Origin of the sequence: Leuconostoc kimchii IMSNU 11154 (assembly GCF_000092505.1) — a bacterium.
GTDB classification, from domain to species: Bacteria; Bacillota; Bacilli; order Lactobacillales; family Lactobacillaceae; genus Leuconostoc; species Leuconostoc kimchii.
Genome location: NC_014136.1, coordinates 1,222,338 through 1,244,842, shown reverse-complemented (window position 1 = coordinate 1,244,842; position 22,505 = coordinate 1,222,338). Strand labels below are relative to the sequence as shown.

Annotated in this window: 23 protein-coding genes; 1 reads left to right on the top strand and 22 read right to left on the bottom strand. The window is 39.0% G+C overall.

What is annotated here, in order from left to right:
- Positions 1-12: 12 nt before the first annotated feature.
- The 17 genes from LKI_RS06760 to LKI_RS06680 form a co-directional block, all read right to left on the bottom strand.
- Positions 13-633 carry a LysM peptidoglycan-binding domain-containing protein gene (locus tag LKI_RS06760; protein WP_013103413.1) on the bottom strand — a complete coding sequence of 207 codons (621 nt, stop codon included), beginning with the start codon at positions 631-633 and terminating at the stop codon, positions 13-15.
- Positions 634-784: 151 nt separating this feature from the next.
- On the bottom strand, positions 785-2,290 hold the full coding sequence (locus LKI_RS06755; protein ID WP_013103412.1) for a bifunctional metallophosphatase/5'-nucleotidase: 1,506 nt from the start codon (positions 2,288-2,290) through the stop codon (positions 785-787).
- A gap of 42 nt (positions 2,291-2,332) precedes the next feature.
- Positions 2,333-3,142 (bottom strand): phosphonate ABC transporter, permease protein PhnE, encoded by an 810-nt coding sequence (phnE, locus tag LKI_RS06750; protein ID WP_013103411.1) that lies wholly within the window; start codon positions 3,140-3,142, stop codon positions 2,333-2,335.
- Positions 3,143-3,152: 10 nt separating this feature from the next.
- The gene (phnE, locus tag LKI_RS06745) at positions 3,153-3,974 is read right to left on the bottom strand and encodes a phosphonate ABC transporter, permease protein PhnE (protein WP_013103410.1); all 822 of its coding nucleotides are present in this window, start codon (positions 3,972-3,974) and stop codon (positions 3,153-3,155) included.
- On the bottom strand, positions 3,974-4,720 hold the full coding sequence (phnC, locus tag LKI_RS06740) for a phosphonate ABC transporter ATP-binding protein (RefSeq protein ID WP_013103409.1): 747 nt from the start codon (positions 4,718-4,720) through the stop codon (positions 3,974-3,976). Before phnC ends, phnE (LKI_RS06745) begins: the two co-directional genes overlap by 1 nt.
- Positions 4,721-4,863: 143 nt before the next feature.
- A complete protein-coding gene (locus tag LKI_RS06735; protein WP_013103408.1) occupies positions 4,864-5,910 on the bottom strand; it encodes a phosphate/phosphite/phosphonate ABC transporter substrate-binding protein in 1,047 nt (348 codons plus the stop codon).
- Positions 5,911-6,234: 324 nt separating this feature from the next.
- Complete coding sequence (locus tag LKI_RS06730; protein ID WP_013103407.1) at positions 6,235-6,684, bottom strand: F0F1 ATP synthase subunit epsilon; 450 nt, start codon at positions 6,682-6,684, stop codon at positions 6,235-6,237.
- A 14-nt stretch (positions 6,685-6,698) separates the two neighbouring features.
- Positions 6,699-8,099, bottom strand: a complete 1,401-nt coding sequence (gene atpD, locus LKI_RS06725) for a F0F1 ATP synthase subunit beta (protein WP_013103406.1) — start codon at positions 8,097-8,099, stop codon at positions 6,699-6,701.
- A 299-nt stretch (positions 8,100-8,398) separates the two neighbouring features.
- Entirely contained in the window at positions 8,399-9,307 is a 909-nt protein-coding gene (locus LKI_RS06720) for a F0F1 ATP synthase subunit gamma (protein WP_013103405.1), read from the bottom strand.
- A 15-nt stretch (positions 9,308-9,322) separates the two neighbouring features.
- Positions 9,323-10,837: a F0F1 ATP synthase subunit alpha gene (gene atpA / locus LKI_RS06715; protein WP_013103404.1), complete on the bottom strand. Its 1,515-nt coding sequence runs from the start codon at positions 10,835-10,837 to the stop codon at positions 9,323-9,325.
- 12 nt (positions 10,838-10,849) lie between these two features.
- Positions 10,850-11,392, bottom strand: coding sequence for an ATP synthase F1 subunit delta (gene atpH, locus LKI_RS06710; RefSeq protein ID WP_013103403.1), 543 nt, complete (start codon positions 11,390-11,392; stop codon positions 10,850-10,852).
- A gap of 11 nt (positions 11,393-11,403) precedes the next feature.
- Positions 11,404-11,913 (bottom strand): F0F1 ATP synthase subunit B, encoded by a 510-nt coding sequence (gene atpF / locus LKI_RS06705; protein WP_013103402.1) that lies wholly within the window; start codon positions 11,911-11,913, stop codon positions 11,404-11,406.
- 26 nt (positions 11,914-11,939) lie between these two features.
- Positions 11,940-12,167: a F0F1 ATP synthase subunit C gene (gene atpE, locus LKI_RS06700; protein ID WP_013103401.1), complete on the bottom strand. Its 228-nt coding sequence runs from the start codon at positions 12,165-12,167 to the stop codon at positions 11,940-11,942.
- 159 nt (positions 12,168-12,326) lie between these two features.
- On the bottom strand, positions 12,327-13,052 hold the full coding sequence (gene atpB / locus LKI_RS06695) for a F0F1 ATP synthase subunit A (RefSeq protein WP_013103400.1): 726 nt from the start codon (positions 13,050-13,052) through the stop codon (positions 12,327-12,329).
- Positions 13,053-13,453: 401 nt separating this feature from the next.
- Positions 13,454-14,728, bottom strand: a complete 1,275-nt coding sequence (locus tag LKI_RS06690; protein WP_013103399.1) for a solute carrier family 23 protein — start codon at positions 14,726-14,728, stop codon at positions 13,454-13,456.
- Positions 14,729-15,267: 539 nt separating this feature from the next.
- Entirely contained in the window at positions 15,268-16,779 is a 1,512-nt protein-coding gene (locus LKI_RS06685) for a peptide chain release factor 3 (RefSeq protein ID WP_013103398.1), read from the bottom strand.
- Between the two features lie 61 nt (positions 16,780-16,840).
- Positions 16,841-17,464 (bottom strand): carbonic anhydrase family protein, encoded by a 624-nt coding sequence (locus LKI_RS06680; protein WP_013103397.1) that lies wholly within the window; start codon positions 17,462-17,464, stop codon positions 16,841-16,843.
- Between the two features lie 135 nt (positions 17,465-17,599).
- Here LKI_RS06680 and LKI_RS06675 point away from each other — a divergent pair, with 135 nt between their 5' ends.
- Entirely contained in the window at positions 17,600-18,277 is a 678-nt protein-coding gene (locus LKI_RS06675; protein ID WP_013103396.1) for an NAD(P)H-hydrate epimerase, read from the top strand.
- A gap of 86 nt (positions 18,278-18,363) precedes the next feature.
- Here LKI_RS06675 and LKI_RS06670 read toward each other — a convergent pair whose 3' ends face one another.
- The 5 genes from LKI_RS06670 to LKI_RS06650 are packed head-to-tail and all read right to left on the bottom strand — an operon-like array spanning position 18,364 to position 22,505.
- On the bottom strand, positions 18,364-19,161 hold the full coding sequence (locus LKI_RS06670) for an amino acid ABC transporter ATP-binding protein (RefSeq protein ID WP_013103395.1): 798 nt from the start codon (positions 19,159-19,161) through the stop codon (positions 18,364-18,366).
- Positions 19,162-19,163: 2 nt separating this feature from the next.
- Positions 19,164-19,883 (bottom strand): amino acid ABC transporter permease, encoded by a 720-nt coding sequence (locus LKI_RS06665; RefSeq protein WP_013103394.1) that lies wholly within the window; start codon positions 19,881-19,883, stop codon positions 19,164-19,166.
- A complete protein-coding gene (locus tag LKI_RS06660) occupies positions 19,880-20,602 on the bottom strand; it encodes an amino acid ABC transporter permease (RefSeq protein ID WP_013103393.1) in 723 nt (240 codons plus the stop codon). Before LKI_RS06660 ends, LKI_RS06665 begins: the two co-directional genes overlap by 4 nt.
- A gap of 24 nt (positions 20,603-20,626) precedes the next feature.
- Positions 20,627-21,487: a transporter substrate-binding domain-containing protein gene (locus tag LKI_RS06655; RefSeq protein ID WP_013103392.1), complete on the bottom strand. Its 861-nt coding sequence runs from the start codon at positions 21,485-21,487 to the stop codon at positions 20,627-20,629.
- A 13-nt stretch (positions 21,488-21,500) separates the two neighbouring features.
- Positions 21,501-22,505 (bottom strand): uroporphyrinogen decarboxylase family protein, encoded by a 1,005-nt coding sequence (locus LKI_RS06650; RefSeq protein WP_013103391.1) that lies wholly within the window; start codon positions 22,503-22,505, stop codon positions 21,501-21,503.

Here is a 22,505-nt window from a genome sequence, read left to right as displayed (position 1 = left end):
TTTTTTTAATGATTAATACCAACCAGTTGCTTGTGAATGAGCCCATGCATTTTCAGCAGAACCATAACGTGCACTGATATAAGACTTCATGGCGTTCAATTGATCATTATAATCGGTTGAGTTTCCACCATAGACAGCACGCGCTTGTGCTGATAATTGACCAATACCATAATATTGACCGTTTGTCGCATTAACATTACCACTTGATTCACGTGCAATCAATGCATCCAATGCTGCAGATGATGATACTTGTGGCGCTGGCGCTGCGGCCGGTTGTGCTGGTGCTGCTACGGGAGCAGCTGGTTGTGCTTGTACAGCTGGTGCATCAGCAACAGCTTGTTGAACTGGCGCTACTTGTTGTGAAGCTGCCGCAGCTGTTGTTTTTTCAACAAAACTCAAATGTTGACCAACAACAATCAAATCAACGTTACTAATATTGTTATTTGTTGCAATAGTATCAACAGATAAATTAAATTCTTGAGAAATCTTGTTCAATGTGTCGCCAGATTTAACGACATAATCCGTTGGTGTGTTTTGTGCGCTTGTTGTATCAGCGTTAACGTTTGAAGCACCGAATGCAAATGCACCGGCAACACCAGCAGCGATTGTTAATGACTTTTTAAAACTAAACATGTATTTTCTACCTCTTAGATTGATTATGTTCTTAAGTGCTCTTAATGTTATGTAGATAAGTTTATGCCTTAAATATAATAACCAAACATCGAGATGATGTCAGTTTTATTACGCTCTGTTATTTAATAAACAATTAAGCGCAATGTGTTCATCATTTAACGTAAAATTGTAATTTCGGTGATTCTGGCAACTGTGTATTTGTTTTAAAAAATGCTATTAACATGTCTTGAATAGCTTGATCACCTGTTGTTACTGTTTCTGAATCTCTATATTCAGTATAATTACCACCACCAACTGCACGATAATTATTCATCGCGACCGTGAAAACATCTGTTTCTTTGACAGCAACCCCTCGGTAATTAAGTTTTGTTACTCTCTGACCAATAGGTTGAGAAATATCAAACCCATAATCAATACCAAAAGCGAGGTCGTAATTATAATGTTCGACCTTTGGTGTTAACCATTTTGAATTAATTGCTATCTTCCCATCATCAATCAATGTAAAATATTGTGCCGTATGCTCTAAACTCACACGTAAATCATGCCCAGTAACACGTTTTGTTACTAGCGTATTATCGAATGGATAATTTTGTAAAACACGCCGTAACGTCAAGTTTTTGGGTAAATTAGATGGATTATTATTTAAACTAACAAGTGTTATATCAGCCTTTGATGCCAACAGTTGCACATGGGCAATCCACTGTAAAATCCTATTCCCGTGTTGTGCTAAGTCGAGTGGTGGCTCTGATTCAATCGCATGTTCTAATTGCGTAATGGGTTGATCTAGCCATGCTGAAACTTTTTCTTGTAGTGGTTCTAATTGCCGCTTAATATTTTCTTGACTGACAAAACCAGCCGACTTTGTCGAGGCGTCAAATTGCCATTGACCGTCAATTTGAGTACCGGTAATTTCAGCAAATAGTTTTCCCTGATTAGGCATTTGCAACGTTAGTACACCATTAATAACTTGCGGCTTGACATCACCATGTTGATGCCCTGTTAATAGCATGTCTAAATCTAACTCATTAGTGAGCTGCCAAGCAATGTTTTCAGTACTATCACTGATCAGTTCGCCTGTAGTCAAATCACGTTCATACCCACCATGATATACACCAACTACAACATCAACTGTTTCACGTAATCTTGCAATCGTTTCTGATGCCTTAATACGTGGCGACTCAATCTTGATACCTTTTAAATGTGCTGGCTTTTCCCAAATATTAATATAGTCTGTTACCAAACCTATGATGCCTACTTTGGTACCATTTTCTAATCGTTTTATTTGTGCAGGATAACGCGTTTTTCCACTAAGATCTGTCACATTTTCGGCAACCACAGTAGCATTTAAGTTCGCTAAATGTTTTTGTAGTTCATCATAACCAAAGTTAAAATCATGATTTCCCAGTGTCACGTAGTCATATCCTGCCATATTCATGGCAGTTGTAACAGCATCAATGTCATGATGCTTTTGCAAATATTGTACCAACGGTGACCCTTGATACATATCACCACCATCAATAATAATAGTGTCTCCATCTTTATGATAGTTGGCTGCTACATTAATTAGCCCTAAAGCTTGTGGCCCATTTTGTATATAATCTGTTGGAAATAAATAACCGTGGACGTCAGATGTATAATATATTTTAAATCGTTTCATACTTTCCTCCCAAAAAAGGACGACCGTCGTCGTCCCCTCTTACTAACCATGCAAAATTTTTTGACGCAACTTATCAGACAGAATTTCAACTACAAAAACCAAAACAAACAATCCAATTAAAATGGCGCCCACTTGATGCCAGTGATATGCATTTAAGGCAAAAATCATTGGTGCACCAATACCACCTGCACCAACAAGTCCTAGAATAGTAGCTTCACGTAGATTCATATCAAATCTGTAAACTAAAATAGAAATAAAATCTGATCCTAGTTGCGGTAAAATACCATAGCGAATTTTTTGAAAAAGTGTTGATCCGAAAGCGTCTAACGATTCGAGGATACCCGAATCCAAATCTTCAATTGTCTCAATAAATAATTTTGAAATCATACCAATCGATACAATCGCTAACGTCATAACACCTGCAAAAGGGCCAGGACCAGTAACACGGATAAACATTAACCCATACACTAATGATGGTACCGTACGAATGGCCATAATAATAAAACGTGTCACGAGTACCACTGGTTTTGGTACAATATTAGTCGCTGAAATAAACGATAGTGGTACAGCAATAATCGCCCCAACTAAAGTACCTAAAAACGCGATAGCAATTGTTTGTAAAATCAAATATGCAACACCACTGTCACCTAATCCAAATAGTAAGCTTGTATCAGGCGTAAAGATACCAGCCAAGATGTTCCAACCGATTTCGAGTCCCTTAGACGTCACGTGTGCGCCATTTAATACAGGGGCGGATGATGCTAATAGTATTAACAATATGACAAGTGTTGTGCCATATTGCAACCCACGGCGCGGTTCTTTACTGAGAACAGCTTCTAATTTTTGATTCATGTTGTTCTCCTTAACTCAAGTACTTACGTAATTGTTGGCTGATTGTTTCAATGATCACCACAGCAACAAAAATAGATAGTAATATCATACCAACACTTTGAAACTCTCGCCAACCAATTTTTTCATTTAAAATCATGCCGATACCACCAGCCCCAACGTAACCTAAGATAGCTGCATATCGGACATTTCCTTCAAATGCAAAGAGCGCTGTTGATAAATAGGTTGGTAAAATTTGCGGAAATATTGTTGTGACAAAGGCACGTGACGTGTTTGCACCCGTCGCAGTTAACGCTTCAAATGCCCCCATATCAACTGTTTCCATATATTCAAACAGTTGCTTTCCAACGAAAGAAAAACTAAATAAGAAAATCGCAATTGTCCCAGCAAATGTGCCTAAACCAAAAATATAAGTAGCAATTAAAGCAGATACCAGTGTCGGTATTGTGCGTACAACTGTTAACATGAATCGTACAATCAAATTGATGACACGATTAGTAGTAATGTTACTAGCTGCCAAAATGGCAAAAGGTAAAGCAACTACCGCGCCAAAAAATGAACCAAAAAATGACATCTGAATGGTCATCAGTAAGGGCTGCCAAACCTGTAAAAAGTAGCTTAACTTTGGTGGAAACATGCTGGCTAATATCTTCCAAAAACCGACAAAATTTGTCAACAAGGTGAGCAAACTAAAACCGGTGACCCAAACGGACACCACAATGCCCACTAAAAGAAGCAATATAATAAGCGGTACACGTGTAAATTTTTGTGAGACTTGTTTCCCATTTTCAAGTGTAAAACTTTCAGCTTCAAATAATTTATCGTACCAACCCATTATTCTGCCTCATCTTTACTATAAATTAAGTCTAGTACATCTTGGGTAATACCTGCCACAGGACCATCATAGACTATTTTTCCAGAGCGAATACCTATAATACGTTTAGAATATTCTAAAGCTAAATCAACATGATGAATATTAATTAAAACAGTTTGTCCAAGCTCTTCGTTAATACGTTTGAAATCATCCATCACCTCATGTGCTGTGACTGGATCTAACGCTGCAACTGGTTCGTCGGCTAATAAAACCTTTGGGTTTTGAGCTAATGTTCTCGCTAATGACACACGTTGTTGTTGACCACCAGATAGCTGATCTGTACGAATGAATGCCTTATCTAACATTGACACACGGTCTAGTGATTCGAGTGCTTTAATTTTGTCTTCCTTTGAAAATACACCAAATAACACACGGCCAAATGGCATATCTGGCACTAATGAACTCATGACATTTTTAATGACTGAAATTCTGGGAACCAAATTATATGATTGAAAAATCATACCTACTTTACGACGATAACGCCGTAGGGATTTTCCCTTTAGACTAGAAATTTCGATTCCGTCCACAGTCAATTGACCTTCAGTAATATCATTTAAACGATTGATTGTACGAATAAACGTTGACTTTCCCGCGCCAGACATACCTATAATACCAATGAATTCACCATCTTGTATTTCTAAGTTAATATCTTGTAATCCCTTCACACCGTTAGGATATGTTTTTGAAACATGCTCAAATTTAATCATGGTTGCCGTCCTAAAATTTTATGTATTTGAGCCATACAGGCCCAAACGCCAGAAAAGCGGCGCTAATTGCGCTGCTTTCCTGGGGTATTGAGTTACATGTACGCTACTAAAAACAATAGCGTAATCACTAATGTAATCAAATGTTATTTTTGTAAGTTCTTTAATACTTTTTGTGCATCCCGCTCACCATCATAATTTGATGACTGGGCTGGCTCGTATCCTTCATGTGAATAGATGGCAATCACTTTTTTACCTGCATCAGTTTTGGCTAAGTTAATAAATGCCTTTGATACTGCCTTTTCCAATTCCGGTGTCATTGTTTTTGATTTCTTAGAAACTGAAATTGTGTCGTTATAAATTTCTTGTGATACACCAATAACGTTTGTTTCTTGCCAAATTGATTGTGGTTGCTTATAATCTGTCGTCCAAGCACTTGCAAAGTCACGACGTGCATCACCATAAGCAGGCATCACATCAATTTGTCCTGAAGCTAGTCGAGCCATACCTGAACCATATGAATCAACTGTTACTGTGCTTTTTAAATCTGATATTGTTTTTTTATAATTTTTATTCAACCACAACGCTGGATAAATGTAACCAGCTGATGATGTTGTTGATGACAAGCCCCACTTAGCAGAGTTAATGTCTTCCCATGTTAACTTTTCACCAGCATTAACTTTTTTAGCTAATTCTTGACCTTTTTTTGAAGGTCCCGCAATGAATATTGAACGGTACTTTGATGACTGCTTGCTTGTTTGCTCTGTTGGCTTTCCGTCATTCCACTTTTCTGGGTCTGAAGAATTTTTATTTAATCCTGCACGTGTAGCCGTTAACAATACTTTAGCACCATCTTGATACATCACATACGTACCGCCAGGGATAAAGCCAATATCAGCCGTACCAGAAGTTAGTGCTTCACCTGCTGCTTCATAACTTGTGCCGACCTTAATGTCGACGTTTTTGACGTCATAACCCTCTTTTTTAAGTTCTTTAGTTAACAAACCCTTCAGCGGTGCAGTCATAGTAACAATTTGATCAGGTTGCTTTGACGGTACAAAATAGATTTTTAAATCTTTAATTGTCTTGTCCGATGTTTCTTTTGCACCTGCATGTGTGAAGCCAAAGTACGCTACAATAGCGACGATAACAACAATAACAATTGCTGCGAGTGTTTTCGCATTCTTACTCATGATGTTTCTCTCCCATACGCCTTTTGGCAATTTTCCATAACAAATATTACTCTTTTACTATACAAAATTAATATCCAGTTTCTATTTGCATGATGTAAACATTCTGTATATTTGTTCCGAATACTAATATAACAGAAAAATACCGCCTCAAACGATTTTTAATGTTAGGATTGTCTCATTTATAAATGAAACACCCGGAACATGACGAACATTAAGTGAAAATTAACCTACTTTTCCGAACGTTTGCCTTTTACAATTCGTCATTACACTGAGCATCGTGCACAAAAAAGCCGAATGAAATCATTCGGCTTTCGTTTAGTTAATTTATTTACCTTGTCTAATTGCAGCAACATGAATACGATTAACAGCTCGCATCAAAGCAACACGAGCACGCTTCAATTCAGCATCGTTATGATCATTTTGTGCATGAGCAATACGTGTTTCAGCACGTTCTTTAGCACCTTCAGCACGTGTTACATCAATATCATCAGAGGTTTCCGCACTGTCTGCAACTATTGTGAGCAGATCGTTAGAAAACTCAGCAATACCACCATTAACGGCTAGCGTGTCCATTTGTCCATTACTTTTGACAAGTAATTCATTAATTGTTAATGCAGCTAACAATGGCACATGCTTTCGCATAATACCAATTTGTCCACCTTGTGTATTCACAACCGCCAACTCAATGTTTGACTCGTTATAAACTTCCCCAACTGGTGTCACAATTTGCACTGTGATCCCTGTTGACGCTACAGTAGCTGTCTCATCTGCCATTTTTCAATACCCCCTTATTGGGCCATTGTTTTGGCTTTTTCAACAACTTGTTCAATAGCCCCAACGTTACGGAATGCATCTTCTGGCAAATCATCATATTTACCATCTAAGATATCTTTGAACGAACGCACCGTTTCAGCAACTGGCACGTATTCACCATTAATACCGGTAAACGTTTCAGCAACTGAAAATGGTTGTGATAAGAAGAATTGAATACGACGTGCACGGTTAACCGTCGTCTTCTCTTCATCTGACAACTCATCCATACCCAAAATTGAAATGATATCTTGCAATTCGCGATAACGTTGTAGTGTTCGTTGCACTTCAGTAGCAACTTCATAGTGCTCTTGACCAACAATTTGTGGATCCAAAGCTGATGAAGTTGATGCCAAAGGATCAACCGCGGGATAAATACCTTGTTGTGTCAACGCACGTTCCAAGTTAGTTGTTGCATCCAAATGCGCGAATGTTGTAGCAGGGGCTGGATCAGTATAATCATCAGCAGGCACATAAACGGCTTGAATTGAAGTAACTGAACCCTTCTTAGTTGAAGTAATTCGTTCCTGCAATTGGCCCATTTCTGTTGCCAATGTTGGCTGATAACCAACGGCTGATGGAATACGTCCCAACAAAGCTGACACTTCAGAACCGGCCTGAGTGAAACGGAAAATGTTATCAATAAACAACAACACATCCTTACCTTCATTATCACGGAAGTTTTCAGCCATTGTCAAACCAGTTAAAGCAACACGCATACGTGCACCTGGTGGTTCGTTCATTTGCCCATAAACCATGGCAGTTTGTTTCAAAACGCCTGATTCTTCCATTTCATGGTACATATCATTACCTTCACGTGTACGTTCTCCGACACCTGTGAAGACTGAAATACCATTGTGACCTTGGGCAATGTTGTGAATCAATTCTTGAATCAGAACTGTTTTACCAACACCGGCACCACCAAACAAACCAATCTTTCCACCACGGACGTAAGGTGCGAGTAAATCAATCACCTTAATGCCTGTCTCCAAGATTTCCGTAGAACTAGCTAGTTCATCATATTTAGGGGCTTCGCGGTGAATAGAATTACGTGGTGTATCATCGGCAATTGCACCGTTGTTATCCACTGGTTCTCCCAACACGTTGAAAACACGACCCAAAGTAGATTCACCAACTGGCACAGTAATTGCATCGCCAGTATCAGTTACTGACATGCCACGTTGAAGTCCATCAGTTGAGTCCATAGCAATGGTACGAACAACGCCGTCACCCAATGCCAATGAAACTTCAACTGTCAATGTTTGGCCTTCGCCTTTATCGATTTTAAGCGCATTATTGATATCAGGCACTTGCTGTCCTGCTTCAAACGCAACATCGACAACCGGACCAATCACTTGTACGACTTTTCCAGTACTCATTGTCGTCTTCCTTTCAATTTAGAGCGTTTAGCAACCGAACGTTTTGGGGTCGTGATGTATAGAAGGCTATAAACGATGGGAAACCATCACAGGTAGTCTTTATGACATCCAGGCATCCAATCGGTTGCCAACGCGTTTCTGCACATGCAGTTTTATTTTTAATTGTGGTTGGTTGTTTCTCGTAAACGCGGCAACACTACTTAATCGCTAGATATCAGTTACCTCACATCAGAACACCGTTCCAAACACAAAACATCTGACAGTTCACGGTTAAATCTTGTGGTGTTTACCACTGTCGTTTACTCCAACGCAGCCATTCCACCAGTAATTTCTGTAATTTCAGTCGTAATAGCTGCTTGACGCGCGCGGTTAAACTGTAATTCCAAGCGGCCAATAAGGTCCTTGGCATTATCTGTTGCACCCTTCATCGCTGTTGATGAGGCTGCATGTTCCGCCGTTTTAGCATCAAGAACTGCTTCATACACTAAACTTTGTGCAAATTGCGGCAACACAACGTTCAAAACAGCCGTTGTATCCGGTTCAATTTCATACGCACTTTGAATATTCAATTCTGCCTTTTGTTCTTCTGTACCACCCATGGCGTTTAAAGTATCACCAGTCAATGGCAATAATTGAACATCACGATACTCACTAGTCAGACGGTTGACAAAATGATTGTAGACAACATGAAGTGCATCAAACACTGCATTTTCATACAAACTTGTCACTGTTTTAATCACTGAGCGAATTTCGTTAAAGGAAGGTACATCTGAAACACCACGGTGTTCTAGAATAACTTCAAAGCCACGTTTCTTATAGAAATCGGCACCATTACCACCCACTGCAAGAATTGCTGTGTTCGTGGTATTCAAATTCAAACGTGCCATCAATTCATTGGTTTGCTTGATAACATTGGCATTATAAGAGCCAACCAATCCACGATCTGATGTCACAACTAAGATACCTGTTTTGTTGATTGGACGTTGTGCGATTAGAGGGATATGTTTAGCGTCTGCGTTGTCAAAAAGATGAGCAGAAACTAAATGTTCTACAACTGCTTCCAAACGTGCAGCATATTCTTGATAACCAGTACTATAACGTTGAATTTGACTTAGTTTAGCCGTCGAGACCATTTGCATGGCACTCGTAATTTGACGCGTCTTTTTAGTAGATGAAATACGACGCTGAATATCTTGCAAAGAAGCCATCGCAGCGTCCTCCTATTATTCCGCTGTTGAATTAGCAAAGCCAGCCTTGAAGGCTTCAATTGCTGAATTCAGTGCAGCTTCTTCAGGCAAATTTTTTGTTTCGACAATTGTCTTAAACAAGTCAGCAGCATTTGCGTCAACATATGCGATTAATTCATCTTGAAAACGTTGGATATCAGCGATATCAACGTCATCGATATAACCATGAGTTAAGGCATACAAAACAATAACTTGTTGTTGCACAGGCATTGGCTTGTGTAGTGGTTGTTTCAAAATTTCGACTGTACGACGACCACGAGCCAATTTAGCTTGCGTTGCTGCATCCAAATCTGATCCGAATTGTGCGAAACTTTCCAATTCACGGAATGATGCCAAGTCCAAACGTAATGTACCGGCCACTTTTTTCATTGCCTTAATCTGTGCATCACCACCAACACGTGAAACAGATGTTCCAGCATCAATGGCTGGTCGTACACCTGCATAGAATTGATCAGCATCCAAGAACACTTGTCCATCAGTAATGGAAATAACGTTCGTTGGAATATAAGCTGACACATCACCAGCTTGTGTCTCGATAAATGGGAGAGCAGTCATTGAACCACCGCCAAGTTCATCCGATAATTTAGCTGCACGCTCGAGTAAACGTGAATGTAGATAGAACACATCACCAGGATAAGCTTCACGTCCTGGTGGACGGCGGAGAATCAATGACAGCTCACGATATGCTGTAGCTTGCTTTGACAAATCATCATACACAATCAACACATGCTTGCCATTGTACATGAATTCTTCACCCATGGCTGCACCAACATAAGGTGCTAAGTACAACATTGGCGCTGGTTCTGAAGGACCAGCATTGACAACGATTGTATAATCCATTGCGCCTAACTGACGTAACGTTTCAACTTGTGTACGCACAGTTGAATCTTTTTGACCAATCGCGACATAAATAACAATCATGTTTTGATCTTTTTGGTTCAAAATTGTATCGATGGCCAAAGACGTTTTACCTGTCTTACGGTCTCCAATAATTAATTCACGTTGTCCACGTCCAATTGGGACGAGGGCATCGATTGCTTTAATACCAGTCTGTAACGGTTCGAACACCGACTTACGTTGCATAACACCGGGTGCTTTAACCTCGACAGGACGTGTTTTCTCAGTCTTGATTTCACCCAATCCATCGATTGGTTGCCCCAAGGTGTTTACAACGCGTCCAATTAATTGTTCGCCAACAGGCACTTCCATGATGCGCCCAGTACGCTTAACTGTATCACCTTCACGAATATCATCAAAACCACCAAGAATGATGATTCCAACTTCGCTTGAGTCGAGGTTTTGGGCCATGCCGAATGTGCCATTAGCAAATTCGAGCAGTTCACCAGCCATAGCATTTGCTAAGCCAGTTGCACGTGCCACACCATCACCAATATAGGTAACAGTACCCACTTCTTCTACAGTTAGCGTTGTGTCGAACTTTTCGAGCTGTTGCTTAATTAAAGCAGAAATTTCTTCAGCTTGAATAGCCATTATTCTTCCTCACTAACCTAATAATTGTGCCTTCATTTTGGCAATTTTTGTTTTTAAGCTACCATCAATTAACGTGGATTGCGATTGTAAAATCACACCACCAAGTATACTTTGATCCACAACATTTTTTAAATTAACATGCTGAGCACCCGTTTTAGATGCAAACACTGCTGCTAATTTAGCTAATCGCGTATCGTCTAGGGCAACCGCTGTGATTGCCGAAACATCCACAATGCCATTAGCTTCGTTATAATAATCATCAAATGAATCAACAATTTGGGGTAAAATAGCCAATCGGTTATTATACGCTAATAGTTTCACCAAATTTTGAATTGGCTCAGCAGCACCCGTTGTCAGCGTTGTCAACAAGCTGTCACGTGACGTGCTGTCAATATCATTTGAGGTTACGACAACAACAAAATTTGGATTATCATTGAAAACATTTTTTAATGCATTCAAATCTGACCGTGTGGCATCTACGTTATTTTGCTGCGTAGACAATTCAAAAATTGCTTTGGCGTATTGGTTAGCTATATCTTTAAGATTTTTTGCCATCCCAATACTCCTTATTTAGTTTCTAAATCTGAAATGTAAGCATCAATTAATGCTTGTTGATCATTTAACGATAATTCTTTTTGCATTAACTTTGAAGCAATTGCTACTGACAGCGCTGCAACATCGTTTTTTGCATTTAAAATTGCATCTTCCTTGAGCTTTTCAGCGTCTGTTTGTGCACGCTGACTGATTAAAGTAGCACGATCAGAAGCAGTAGATATTAATGTATCACTTTGCTTTTGTGCGCTTGCTTTAGCATCAGCGACAACTTGAGTTGCTTTTTGACGTGTATCAGCCAATTCACTTTGGCGTTGTACTGCTAAGTCTTCTGCTTCTTGACGTGCAACTTCAGCGCCATCAATATCATTAGAAATTTTAGCAGCACGATCATCAAGTGTTTTGGTCACTGGACCATATGCAACTTTTTTCAAAATATACATCAACGCGAGGAATGAAATAATAATAAATACCGAGTTACCTATTGGTATTTTTTCTGCTGCTAAGGTTGTTAAACCAAACATGATTTTCCTCCACTAGTTACTTGTGTTTATCTACCCATCAACATGAAGGCGAACACAATTGATAAGATGGGCATAACTTCGACCAAAGCAACACCCAAGAACATACGTGACAATAAACGACCTTCAAGTTCTGGTTGGCGGCTCATACCTGCCAAGAATTGTGAGATCAAAACACCGTTACCAATACCACCACCAACGGCGGCTCCAGCGGCTGCAAGACCAGCTGCGATAACACCAAGATTGTGCAAATCCATTAGATTTCTCCTTATTGTAAAGCGTTTAACGAAATTTTCATCACTAACCGCGTTTCTATTTAACTGGATGAAACGCTCCCGCGTAATTAACAAACCAACTTGTGTCATAACCTGATTATTTTTAGTCCAATTGTGACACAAATCTCATTTGTTAGACAACTATTCGTTTCCTGAGAGTTGTGCAATGAAGACACTCGTCAAAATAACGAATACATAGGCTTGAATACCACCTATAAACAGCGAAAATCCTTGCCATATCATTTCAATAGGCAGAGCAGCTACTGTCCATAGCCCATTAAAGTGTCCTGGCCAGGCTAAATTATTGGCTACCAATGTCAACAACATTTCCCCTGCAAATATGTTACCGAACAAACGTAGTGATAATGTCAAAAAGTTTGCCAGCTGTTCAATAATGTTCAGAGGTAACATCCAACTATATGGCTCAAATAACATATTTTTAAGATAGCCCTTTAAACCAAGTTCTTGCGTCCCAATACCATGCGCAATAACCAAAGACATCACAGCCAAAGTCATCGCTGCAATTGGTGTCGCTGTTGGTGACTTAAGATAAGTGACGCCATCAGCTCCTTCAAAATGAAGCAACAGTCCCATTTCATTTGACACGATCAAAAAGAAAAATAGCGTAAAAGCGTACAAACCAAATTGTCGTGCTTGTTTTTTCGGTAACTGCCCATCAACAATACTACTCGTAAATTCCAGTAAATACTCTATCAGGTTCTGGCGCTTACCTGGCTTTAACGACAGACGCCGTGTCAAGACAATTGATACGATCACAACAATTGCCATTGCTAGCAAAGTTGAAATGATCGTTCCCCAGTCAAATGTCAGACCTAAAAAATCAAATTGTGCCGTTGGGTCATTCATTTTTTTCTCCTTTCCCAATAAATTTGGCGAAATGGTCGTAATCGGCTATTCGTCTTAACATATAAATCTATAATACGCTTTTAAAAATGAAATACAACCACTTTACGTCACTTTTTCACAAAGAAATACCGGAATAGTGAGATAAGCATTGGTACGCTAGTTTTCGGAGGTTAATTATTAAAACTGCTTTGTGTCTTAATTGTTTATATCCCAGTAAAATTCTTAATAAACTGTTAAAAAGCCTTGTTTTTTTCGTCTTTAAGGTGATAGATAACCAAAAATCTAATGACTTGTTTGCAATTGCATTCTTAAAATATAAACAGCTTATCTTGTCACAAATGGCACTATATTGTGACAAAACAAACAAAAATCCTGCATCGTAACAGGATTTTTGTTTGTTTCTATTCTCTTTCGCTCGCAGCCACTTTTGGTAAAACTAAATTCAATACAATACCCAAAACTGTTGCAATCGCAACACCGGAAAAGTCTAACTGTGCACCTAATTGCAAATGGAAATTACCAATTCCAACAACCATTACGGGTGCAGCAATCATCAAGTTTCGTTTCTGACTATAATCGACTTTATTATCAACAATGACTTGCAAACCCGCAGCAGCAATCACACCATACAGCATGAACCCCACACCACCGGTCACCGCACCAGGAATAGTTGAGATCAGTGCAGATAATTTACCCACAAAGCTGAAAATCACGGCAAAGAACGCGGCACCGCCAATTACCCAAACGGAATAAACACGACTTAATTGCATCACACCAATATTTTCACCATAAGACGTCACGGCAGGTCCGCCTACTAAGCCGGCCACAACTGAGGCCGCACCGTCTCCTGTCAAAGTTCGTTTGAGCCCGGGATTAACGAAGAAATCATGACCCGTTATTTTTGACAGCACCATTAAATGGCCTAAGTGCTCAGACAATGTGACTAAAGCTAAGGGGGCCATACTTAAAATAGCTGCCGGATAAAGCTTAAACCCATCTTTACCAATAAACGTTTCATAATCTGGTAATTGGAACCAAGATGCCTTTGCAATTGGTGTTAGATCAACTAATCCAAAAAATAAAGCAACAATATAACCAAAAATGATTCCCAAGAGTACAGGCAATAAACCTAAAAACCCCTTCAGAAACATGTTAAATGCCACGGTTGCTAATAGCGTCAGTAAGGCGACAATAAAGATTTTCCAATCATATTGGCCATTAAATGTTGTTGCAGAACTGGCTGCTGATCCAGCTAAGCTCAAGCCAATCACCATAATGATTGGCCCAACAACCTCTGCTGGGAAAATAGCATCAATCCAACCCGTTCCTGTAAAAGTAATAATAAATGCCACAACTAAGTAAACGATACCGACAGAAATAATCCCTTGTGCAACAGCTGGATATCCCACAGTCTTCATTAATGAGGCCATCGGAATGATAAAGGCAAAGCTCGATCCCATATAAGCGGGCACTTTTCCGCGTGTAATCAATAAATGAAGTAGTGTCCCGATTCCGGAAGTAAACAGCGCCACCCCAGGGTTCAAACCAACGAGTAACGGTACTAGCACCGTTGCACCAAACATTGAGAAAAGATGTTGTAATGATAAACCTAACCAAGTAAAGAATGGTGGTTTATCATACAAATCATAAATTGCCGTGTTCGCTTTTTTTGCCATTATCATTTTGCGCGTGTTGATCGTCTACACAACACACACTTCCTCCTAAAATTATTGCGTGTTCATCGCACATCATGTCAAACAATTTTATTATAAACTAAAAACCCGACATAGCATCTTACTATGTCAGGTCTTTAGTTTATTTAATTATGAGTTGCGCTGCAAACGCACTAGTGTTGCTGAAATATCCACAACTAACTATCGTCTCGCTTCTTGCCAATTTACTAGAACTGCTTTCTGATTACTGGTGTCCAGACAAATGATTTGTCTGCTAATATGTTAAAAATTTGCAGCTAATAAATTTTTTTAACGCCAGTTAATTACGCTTATCATTTGTCAATGTTATTCCCAATGGAATGGTTATTTACATAACTGTCGTCTACAAGATAATAGTCCATGAAGTATCAACTTCTGTCAAATTGTTTTGCGTCATTCATGGCCTCCTCTTTATTTGTTAACTTCATTATACCAATAATTGTAAGCGCTTGCAATACTATTTAAAAGAAAATAGGGCTTCGCTTATTTTCTCACATACTACGTTACATTTTTTCTTCCAAAACCACATCTGGATACTTATCATGGAACCAGTTCATAGCAAACCTATTCTCAAATAGGAAAACTGGTTGATCATAACGATCTCTTACAAGTTGATTACGACTTGAAGCCATTTTTTCATCCAGCTGTTCAGGTGATATCCAGCGGGCAACTTTTGATCCAATTGGTTCAAATTGAATTTCAACATTGTATTCGTTTTCCATACGAAATTGAAACACTTCAAACTGTAATTGACCGACGGCACCGATAATATAGTCACTACCTTGCCATGATTTATAAAGTTGAATTGTACCTTCTTGTACGAGTTGTTCGATGCCTTTATGATATGATTTTTGTTTCATCACATCTTTAGCAATGACACGATTGAACAATTCAGGTGTAAATGTTGGTAAATCAGGGAAGTGCACCGTTTTTTTACCTGCGTAGATAGTATCACCAATTTGAAAATTACCTGTATCATAAACACCGATAATATCACCTGGAACAGCATTTTGGACGTTTTCACGTTCTTCGGCCATAAACTGCGTAACATTCGATAATTTCAACTTCTTACTATTTCGCTGTAAGACAACATCCATACCACGATTGAATTCGCCGGATACAATACGCACGAAAGCAATGCGATCACGATGACGTGGATCCATATTAGCCTGAATTTTGAACACAAAACCAGTAAACTGCGTCCTGTCGGGTGTGATGACCTCGTCATCGACCGTCTTCATCGCTGCTGGCGCCGGTGCATAAGTCAAATATTCACGTAAAAATTCCGTTACACCAAAATTGACCAAAGCTGATCCAAAAAATACCGGCGTTAATTGACCGTGCGCAATGGCATCTTGATCAAATGTATTACCCGCGTCGTGCAATAACTCAATTTCATCCATCGTTTCATCAATAATTTCTGGATGTGCTGTCGCGTTTTTGAAAGGTACCATAGCATTTTTTTGCAAATCATAAATACCTTGTAGAATCTGACCTGAACCCACCGGCCAATTCATTGGATAAGCTTGAATTCCCAGAACAGTTTCTAATTCATCCATTAAATCCAACGCTGGACGTGCATCACGATCAATCTTGTTAAAGAACGTGAAAACTGGTATACCACGTTGTGCCACAATCTCAAACAGCTTTTTAGTTTGCGGCTCAATACCTTTAGCTGCATCAACCACCATCACGACTGAATCAACAGCCATTAATGTCCGATAAGTATCTTCTGAAAAATCTTCGTGTCCTGGGGTATCCAAGATGTTGATTCTTTTCCCATCATAATCAAATTGCAATACCGAAGATGTCACAGAAATGCCACGTTGCTGTTCAATTGCCATCCAATCAGATGAAGCTAGCTTATGTGACCCGCGGCCCTTAACTGTTCCTGCCTCACGAATGACACCACCATGTAGTAATAATTGCTCAGTTAAAGTTGTTTTACCCGCATCTGGATGCGAAATAATAGCAAATGTTCGTCTATTTTTTAATTGTTCTTGAAAGTTTTCCATAACCTTTAGTTTACCTGATATAACAGCATTGAGCAACATAAAAAGTTGATTCGATCAACAGTCATTTTGATAAATCAACAGCTAGAACGTCTCGACCTGCAATATCTTGTACATCGCGATAATTATTAGGATAATGCTGATGTATCACCGATAAATCCTTTTCACTAATTGCAATAGGATGTGAAAAAACCAGCCATGTCACATTTTCACCAAGCGGTGGTGTCGTCAATGACCCAACATATCGATAATACGACTGATCCTTTGGCAACCAATTGGTTAGTAACTGCGCATCAATTGCTTCTGAAAATACTTCTGGAATATGTGTGTCACTTTCTACTGAGGTCACATCCCCAAATACCGCCAGTACTAAGATCCGATCATCATGATGATAAACAAAATGAATTTCAATGTCATGTCGCACATCATCAACGAGGTGCTCTGCACCGTCATGAAAGTGGAAACGTTCGAGTGTCCAAGTTTCGTCAGCAATTTCTAATGTGCCAGATACTAAAAATTGTTCACCAACCACGCGATCTTCAAATAGCGTTTGACCGCTAAAATGCGTTATTAAATCTGGTTGCATACCATTTTTGGCCTGTTGGCTGCTAATGGCAATCGGTGATTGAAATGACGTATCGCCAACCTCACGCCACGATTCTTGTTGACTGTAATCTAAGTGTTTCATATCACACCTCCAAAATTGTTATTTAATATTGTAACAAATATAGACCCGAACATTGATAAATTCGATAAAACTCATCCCTATTCTTCCTATTATCCTGTATAATAAGACTAAGAATTGGAAAGAAAAGTGATTATAATGCAACTCGTAACTGCTGCTGAAATGCAAACTATTGATAATTATACGGTCGAAACAATTGGCATGCCGCAAGACGTACTCATTGAACGGGCAGCTATGTCCGTCATTGATGTTATTGGTGCCGGACACTTCAATCTAGATCACATCCTTGTTTTGGCTGGTTTAGGTAATAATGGCGCTGATGGCGTCGCAATTTCAAGGCTTTTGTATGCACAAGGATTTAATGTTTCTCTACAATTTGTTGGTAATGTGACACGTGCTAAAGATAGCGTTAAACGCCAACTAGACATTATTGAAAAATACGGCCTCGTTCGTGCTGAAAAAAGCGATTTCAACGAAGCGACATTGATTATTGATGCCATTTTTGGCACCGGTTTAAATAATCTACTGCCAGAAGGTCTACAGAAGATGATTAAAGCGGCCAATCATATTGAAAAAACAGTCATTGCTGTTGACACGCCAACCGGTATTGATGCAACAACAGGTGAAGTGCGTGGTGCTGCCTTGAAAGCACACACAACTGTCACATTTGGTTACAACAAAATCGGTTTAACGCAACGCGTTGGCGGCTATCTTTCAGGAAATGTCATTGTTAAAGATATCGGCTTATTAACACCACAAGATTTTAACTTTTCCTTGCCAGACAAAGAGAATAGTCCTTCAGTTGCAACATCATAAACACACATATTGTCATAAAAGCCGCATGGTCTAGAATTAAATTTCTAATACCATGCGGCTTTTATATATAACATTTAGCTTCTATATTATAAGTCATTACTATGAGCAACTGTTGCTTTTTCATACTCAAAACCATTATTCGCTATAGTCGCTGCACTGATACGGCTCAAAAATTCCTTTAGCCTTGGTGATTTAGGGTTGTCAAAGAATTCAACTGGTTTATTTTGTTCAACAACCAAACCCTTGTCCATAAATATCACTTTATCTGCGACATCCCTAGCAAAAGCCATTTCATGCGTGACCACAATCATTGTCTTTCCTTCATCGGCCAACTGCTTAATAACTTGCAGCACATCTGCCACGAGTTCCGGATCTAAAGCACTTGTTGGCTCATCTAACAGGATAATTTCAGGGTCTAGCGCAGCAGCTCTGGCAATCCCAACACGTTGTGCTTGTCCGCCAGATAATTGGCTGGGATAATGGTTTGAAAAATCTAGAAGACCTACTTTTTTCAACGCTTCTTGCGCTTTTTGTTTAGCTTGTGCTTTAGGTATATGCCGTCCAATCACCAAACCTTCTTCAACATTTTCTATCGCTGTTTTGTTGGCAAATAAATTAAAATTTTGAAAGACAAAGCCCATTTTTTGACGTAGTTTTTTGATTTCTTCTGGTGTGGCTGTTTGAATGTTAATTTTTTGATTATCGAATTCAATATGCCCTGAGTCACCTGGCGTCAAGAACGCAAGGCCTCGTAAGAAAGTCGTTTTACCAGAACCTGAGGGCCCCAATAGTGCAACAACATCCCCTTTTTCGACTTCGATATCAATCCCTTTCAGTACTTCGTGCTGTTGATATTTTTTTCTGAAATTTTTAACTTTTAGCATAATTACACTCCCTGCTTAACCGCACCGCGAACCTTGTGTCGACTTAAGTAACGTTCTAAATATTTGAAACCAATCTGAAGTATTGCCCCTAAAATAAAGTAGACAATAAATATATCAATATAAGCCTCAGTATAATCATAGGTATATGCCGCAGCCGTTTTAGCTACTGCAGTCACTTCCTGAACTGTCATCATAAAAGCCAACGAGGTACCCTTTAAAATATTTAAGGTCAAATTACCAATATTAGGAATTGCTGATACCAAGGCCTGCGGCACAATAATCCGGTAGTATGTTTGTAAAGGTGACAAACCCACCATGACAGCTGCCTCTTGTTGTCCAGAATCAACCGTTAAAATAGCAGACCGAAATACCTCTGACAGATTAGCCACAGCGATCAAAGAAAAGACAGCAATGGCGTAAATAATTGGGTTAACATCAAATATCTTAACACCTAGATGCAAATGATCATTTAAAATCACATTAAACAAACTCGGCAATGTACTATAAAACAATAAAATCAATAAAACCATTGGTGTAGCACGCATGAGCGATGTATAAATAACAGCTAATGGATATAACACTTTAATTTTCTTGATTTTGATCCAAGCTAACAAAAATCCTAAAGGTAACCCTATTAATAAGGCTGAGCCAGTAATCAAAAGCGTTATGGGAACGGCCTGAATTGCTAACCAAAAAGTATGGATTAAAAATGGTATATTCATACCGTCACCTCCACTGGATTTGATGTCATGACTTGGCGCTTACTGAGATGCTTCTCTAAATATTTTGTACCTTGTTCAACAATTATAAAAATGATCCAATAGATAATTGCTAGCGCCAAATATGTTTCTAAGGCATGATGTCCAAAATTTCTAGAAATTAAATTGTCACCTGCGCCCATCATATCAACTAAGCCAATGACATAGGCTAGCGCAGCATCTTTAATTAAAGCAGCAATCGTGTTGGCAAAATTTGGCAAAGCAACGACAATTGTTTGTGGCAGTGTCACGCGATAAAAAGACTGCCATTCTGATAAGCCAACCATCAACGCGGCTTCGCGCTGACCACCATCAACAGATAAATAAGCAGACTTGAACACCTCTGCTAAATTAGACGCAAACAGTAACGACAGAGCAATGACGACGAAAATAGACTTTTGCCAATCATTAATATTAATATTCAAGGTCAGCAATAGCAGTTTTGGTAAGCCATAAAATACCAAAAACAATAACACGATTGGTGGTGTGGATCGAAGTACAAAAACATAACTGTGCGATATCGTACGCCCTATGGCCGACTGACTCAATTGACCACGAGCTATTAACGTGCCTAGTAATGTACTAAAAATAGCTGACACAATAATAACAAGTAAAGTTACTGGCAAATAAGGTAATACTTCACCAAAAACAGATATTAAAAACTTAAAACTAAATGGCGGCATGTTTACTCCTTCATTGTGTTGATATTATTTATCACCCACAAAGTCCCAAACATTTTCTTTGAAGTACTTTTGTGATAATTTAGTCAGTGTGCCGTTCTTTTGAAGTTTTTTAATTGCCTGGTCATATTCTTTAGCAAAGTGCGCATTATCCTTATTTGAACGGCTAATAATTGGATATGTCTTAATTCCTTTATAAGGTGTATAAGCTAATTTGTCAGCTGACTTATGATAAGCACCATTAGCAGCCGCAACAGAATTTTGGTAATTTACTTTGACATCAAAATAAGCATCATATCGACCTTCTAGAACCCAATTATAAGCATCCCCAACAGTAAATTGATCGGCCGCCTTAAGATTAATTTTTTCGTTTGGATGTGCCTTATTCCATTCTTGCACAACCGCATATTGACCATTTTGCGGTGAAATTGGTACTAATTTACCTGACTTTTTAGCAAAATCAGCAAACGTTTTATAATTATCATCTTTCCTATAGGTGATTCCTATAATAGAAGCGCCAACTGCTTGCTTTGGTAAAATGTATTTTTGTGCCCGTTCCTTGGTCCACCAAGCCCCTTTAACACCCACATCATACTTGCCAGAATCCAATCCTACTAGTAGATCTTCATCTGATGTTGGATGGTACTTAAACTTATAATCTGGTAACAGTTTGTCTACTGCTTTTAATACGTCAACTTCATAGCCCTTAGATACACCATTTTCTACGTAATCATAGGGCACATAATTTTGTGTATGTGCCACATTGATTGTTCGCACCTGATGTGCAGACTTTGTACTGTCGGCATTCAAATGACGAACGACTGCACCTGCTCCGACAACAACAACCACCACAGCGGCACCAATAATCAATCCTTTTTTCTTAACCATTCTCTTCTCCTATTTACCCAATGGCAACCTGATGCACAGCAGCAATTGCCCACTTCAAATGATCGATTGAAATATCACGCGGTACGGTGCAATCCGCACCAATAATGACACGACTTGTGTCAACATCCGTTAGGACATTCGTCACTTCTGCTTCAATTTCTTCTCGACTGCCTCGATACAAAATAGCTTGTGTGTTATTACCGAAACCACCCAAAACAATTTTGTCTTTAAAAATAGCTTGTCCTTCGCGCAGAGAAACATCTTCAATTTTAACTGCCCAATTGACAATGGGTAAATCATAATCAGTAAACCATGACAAATGATTCTTTGTCTCGCTATAGCCACAGATATGTAAAATATTAACGTCACTCACTGCATTAATGACTGCAATAATTGATAAGTCGATCTTTTTTTGTATGTGATCAAAAAGATCGCGGTTATAATGATCACTTTGAAGCTCTTGTGTACTATAGTAGACACCATCTGCACCACCCGCATTGACAACCGCCTTGATTTGCTTGATAACACCTTGTGCAATAACCTCTAATATATGTGTGATATCATCAGGGTAATCAATAAAAAATTGTGTTAAGCGTTCATCTCCTTGTTTTGGTAATTCTTGACTACTATCAAACAACGCCCACTTCAAAAGTGTCACCGGAGAAAAAATGTTATAAAATGCCTTGCGATTACCAATGACCTTGCGTTGTGCCTTAACCAAATCGACTTGTCGTAATAGCCAATCATCGTCATCGGCAATCACCTGAATCTTTTTCAAATCATCAATATTCTTTGGGTTGTTTACACCATTTAAAGGTAAATTAAAGTAGCCGTCACTCATTAATTTGACAAAATCTGGTTGTATTGCTTCAGTATAAGCTTTGTGCCCCTCAATATTAATCTGATTTTCCTCTGGATGCTTGAGTGCATCAATGGTTTCATCGTCAGCAAAATGGCGCCAAAAACTGACTGGTATGACTTTTTTTGTCTCTGTTAATACATCTTGTTGATTACTCAT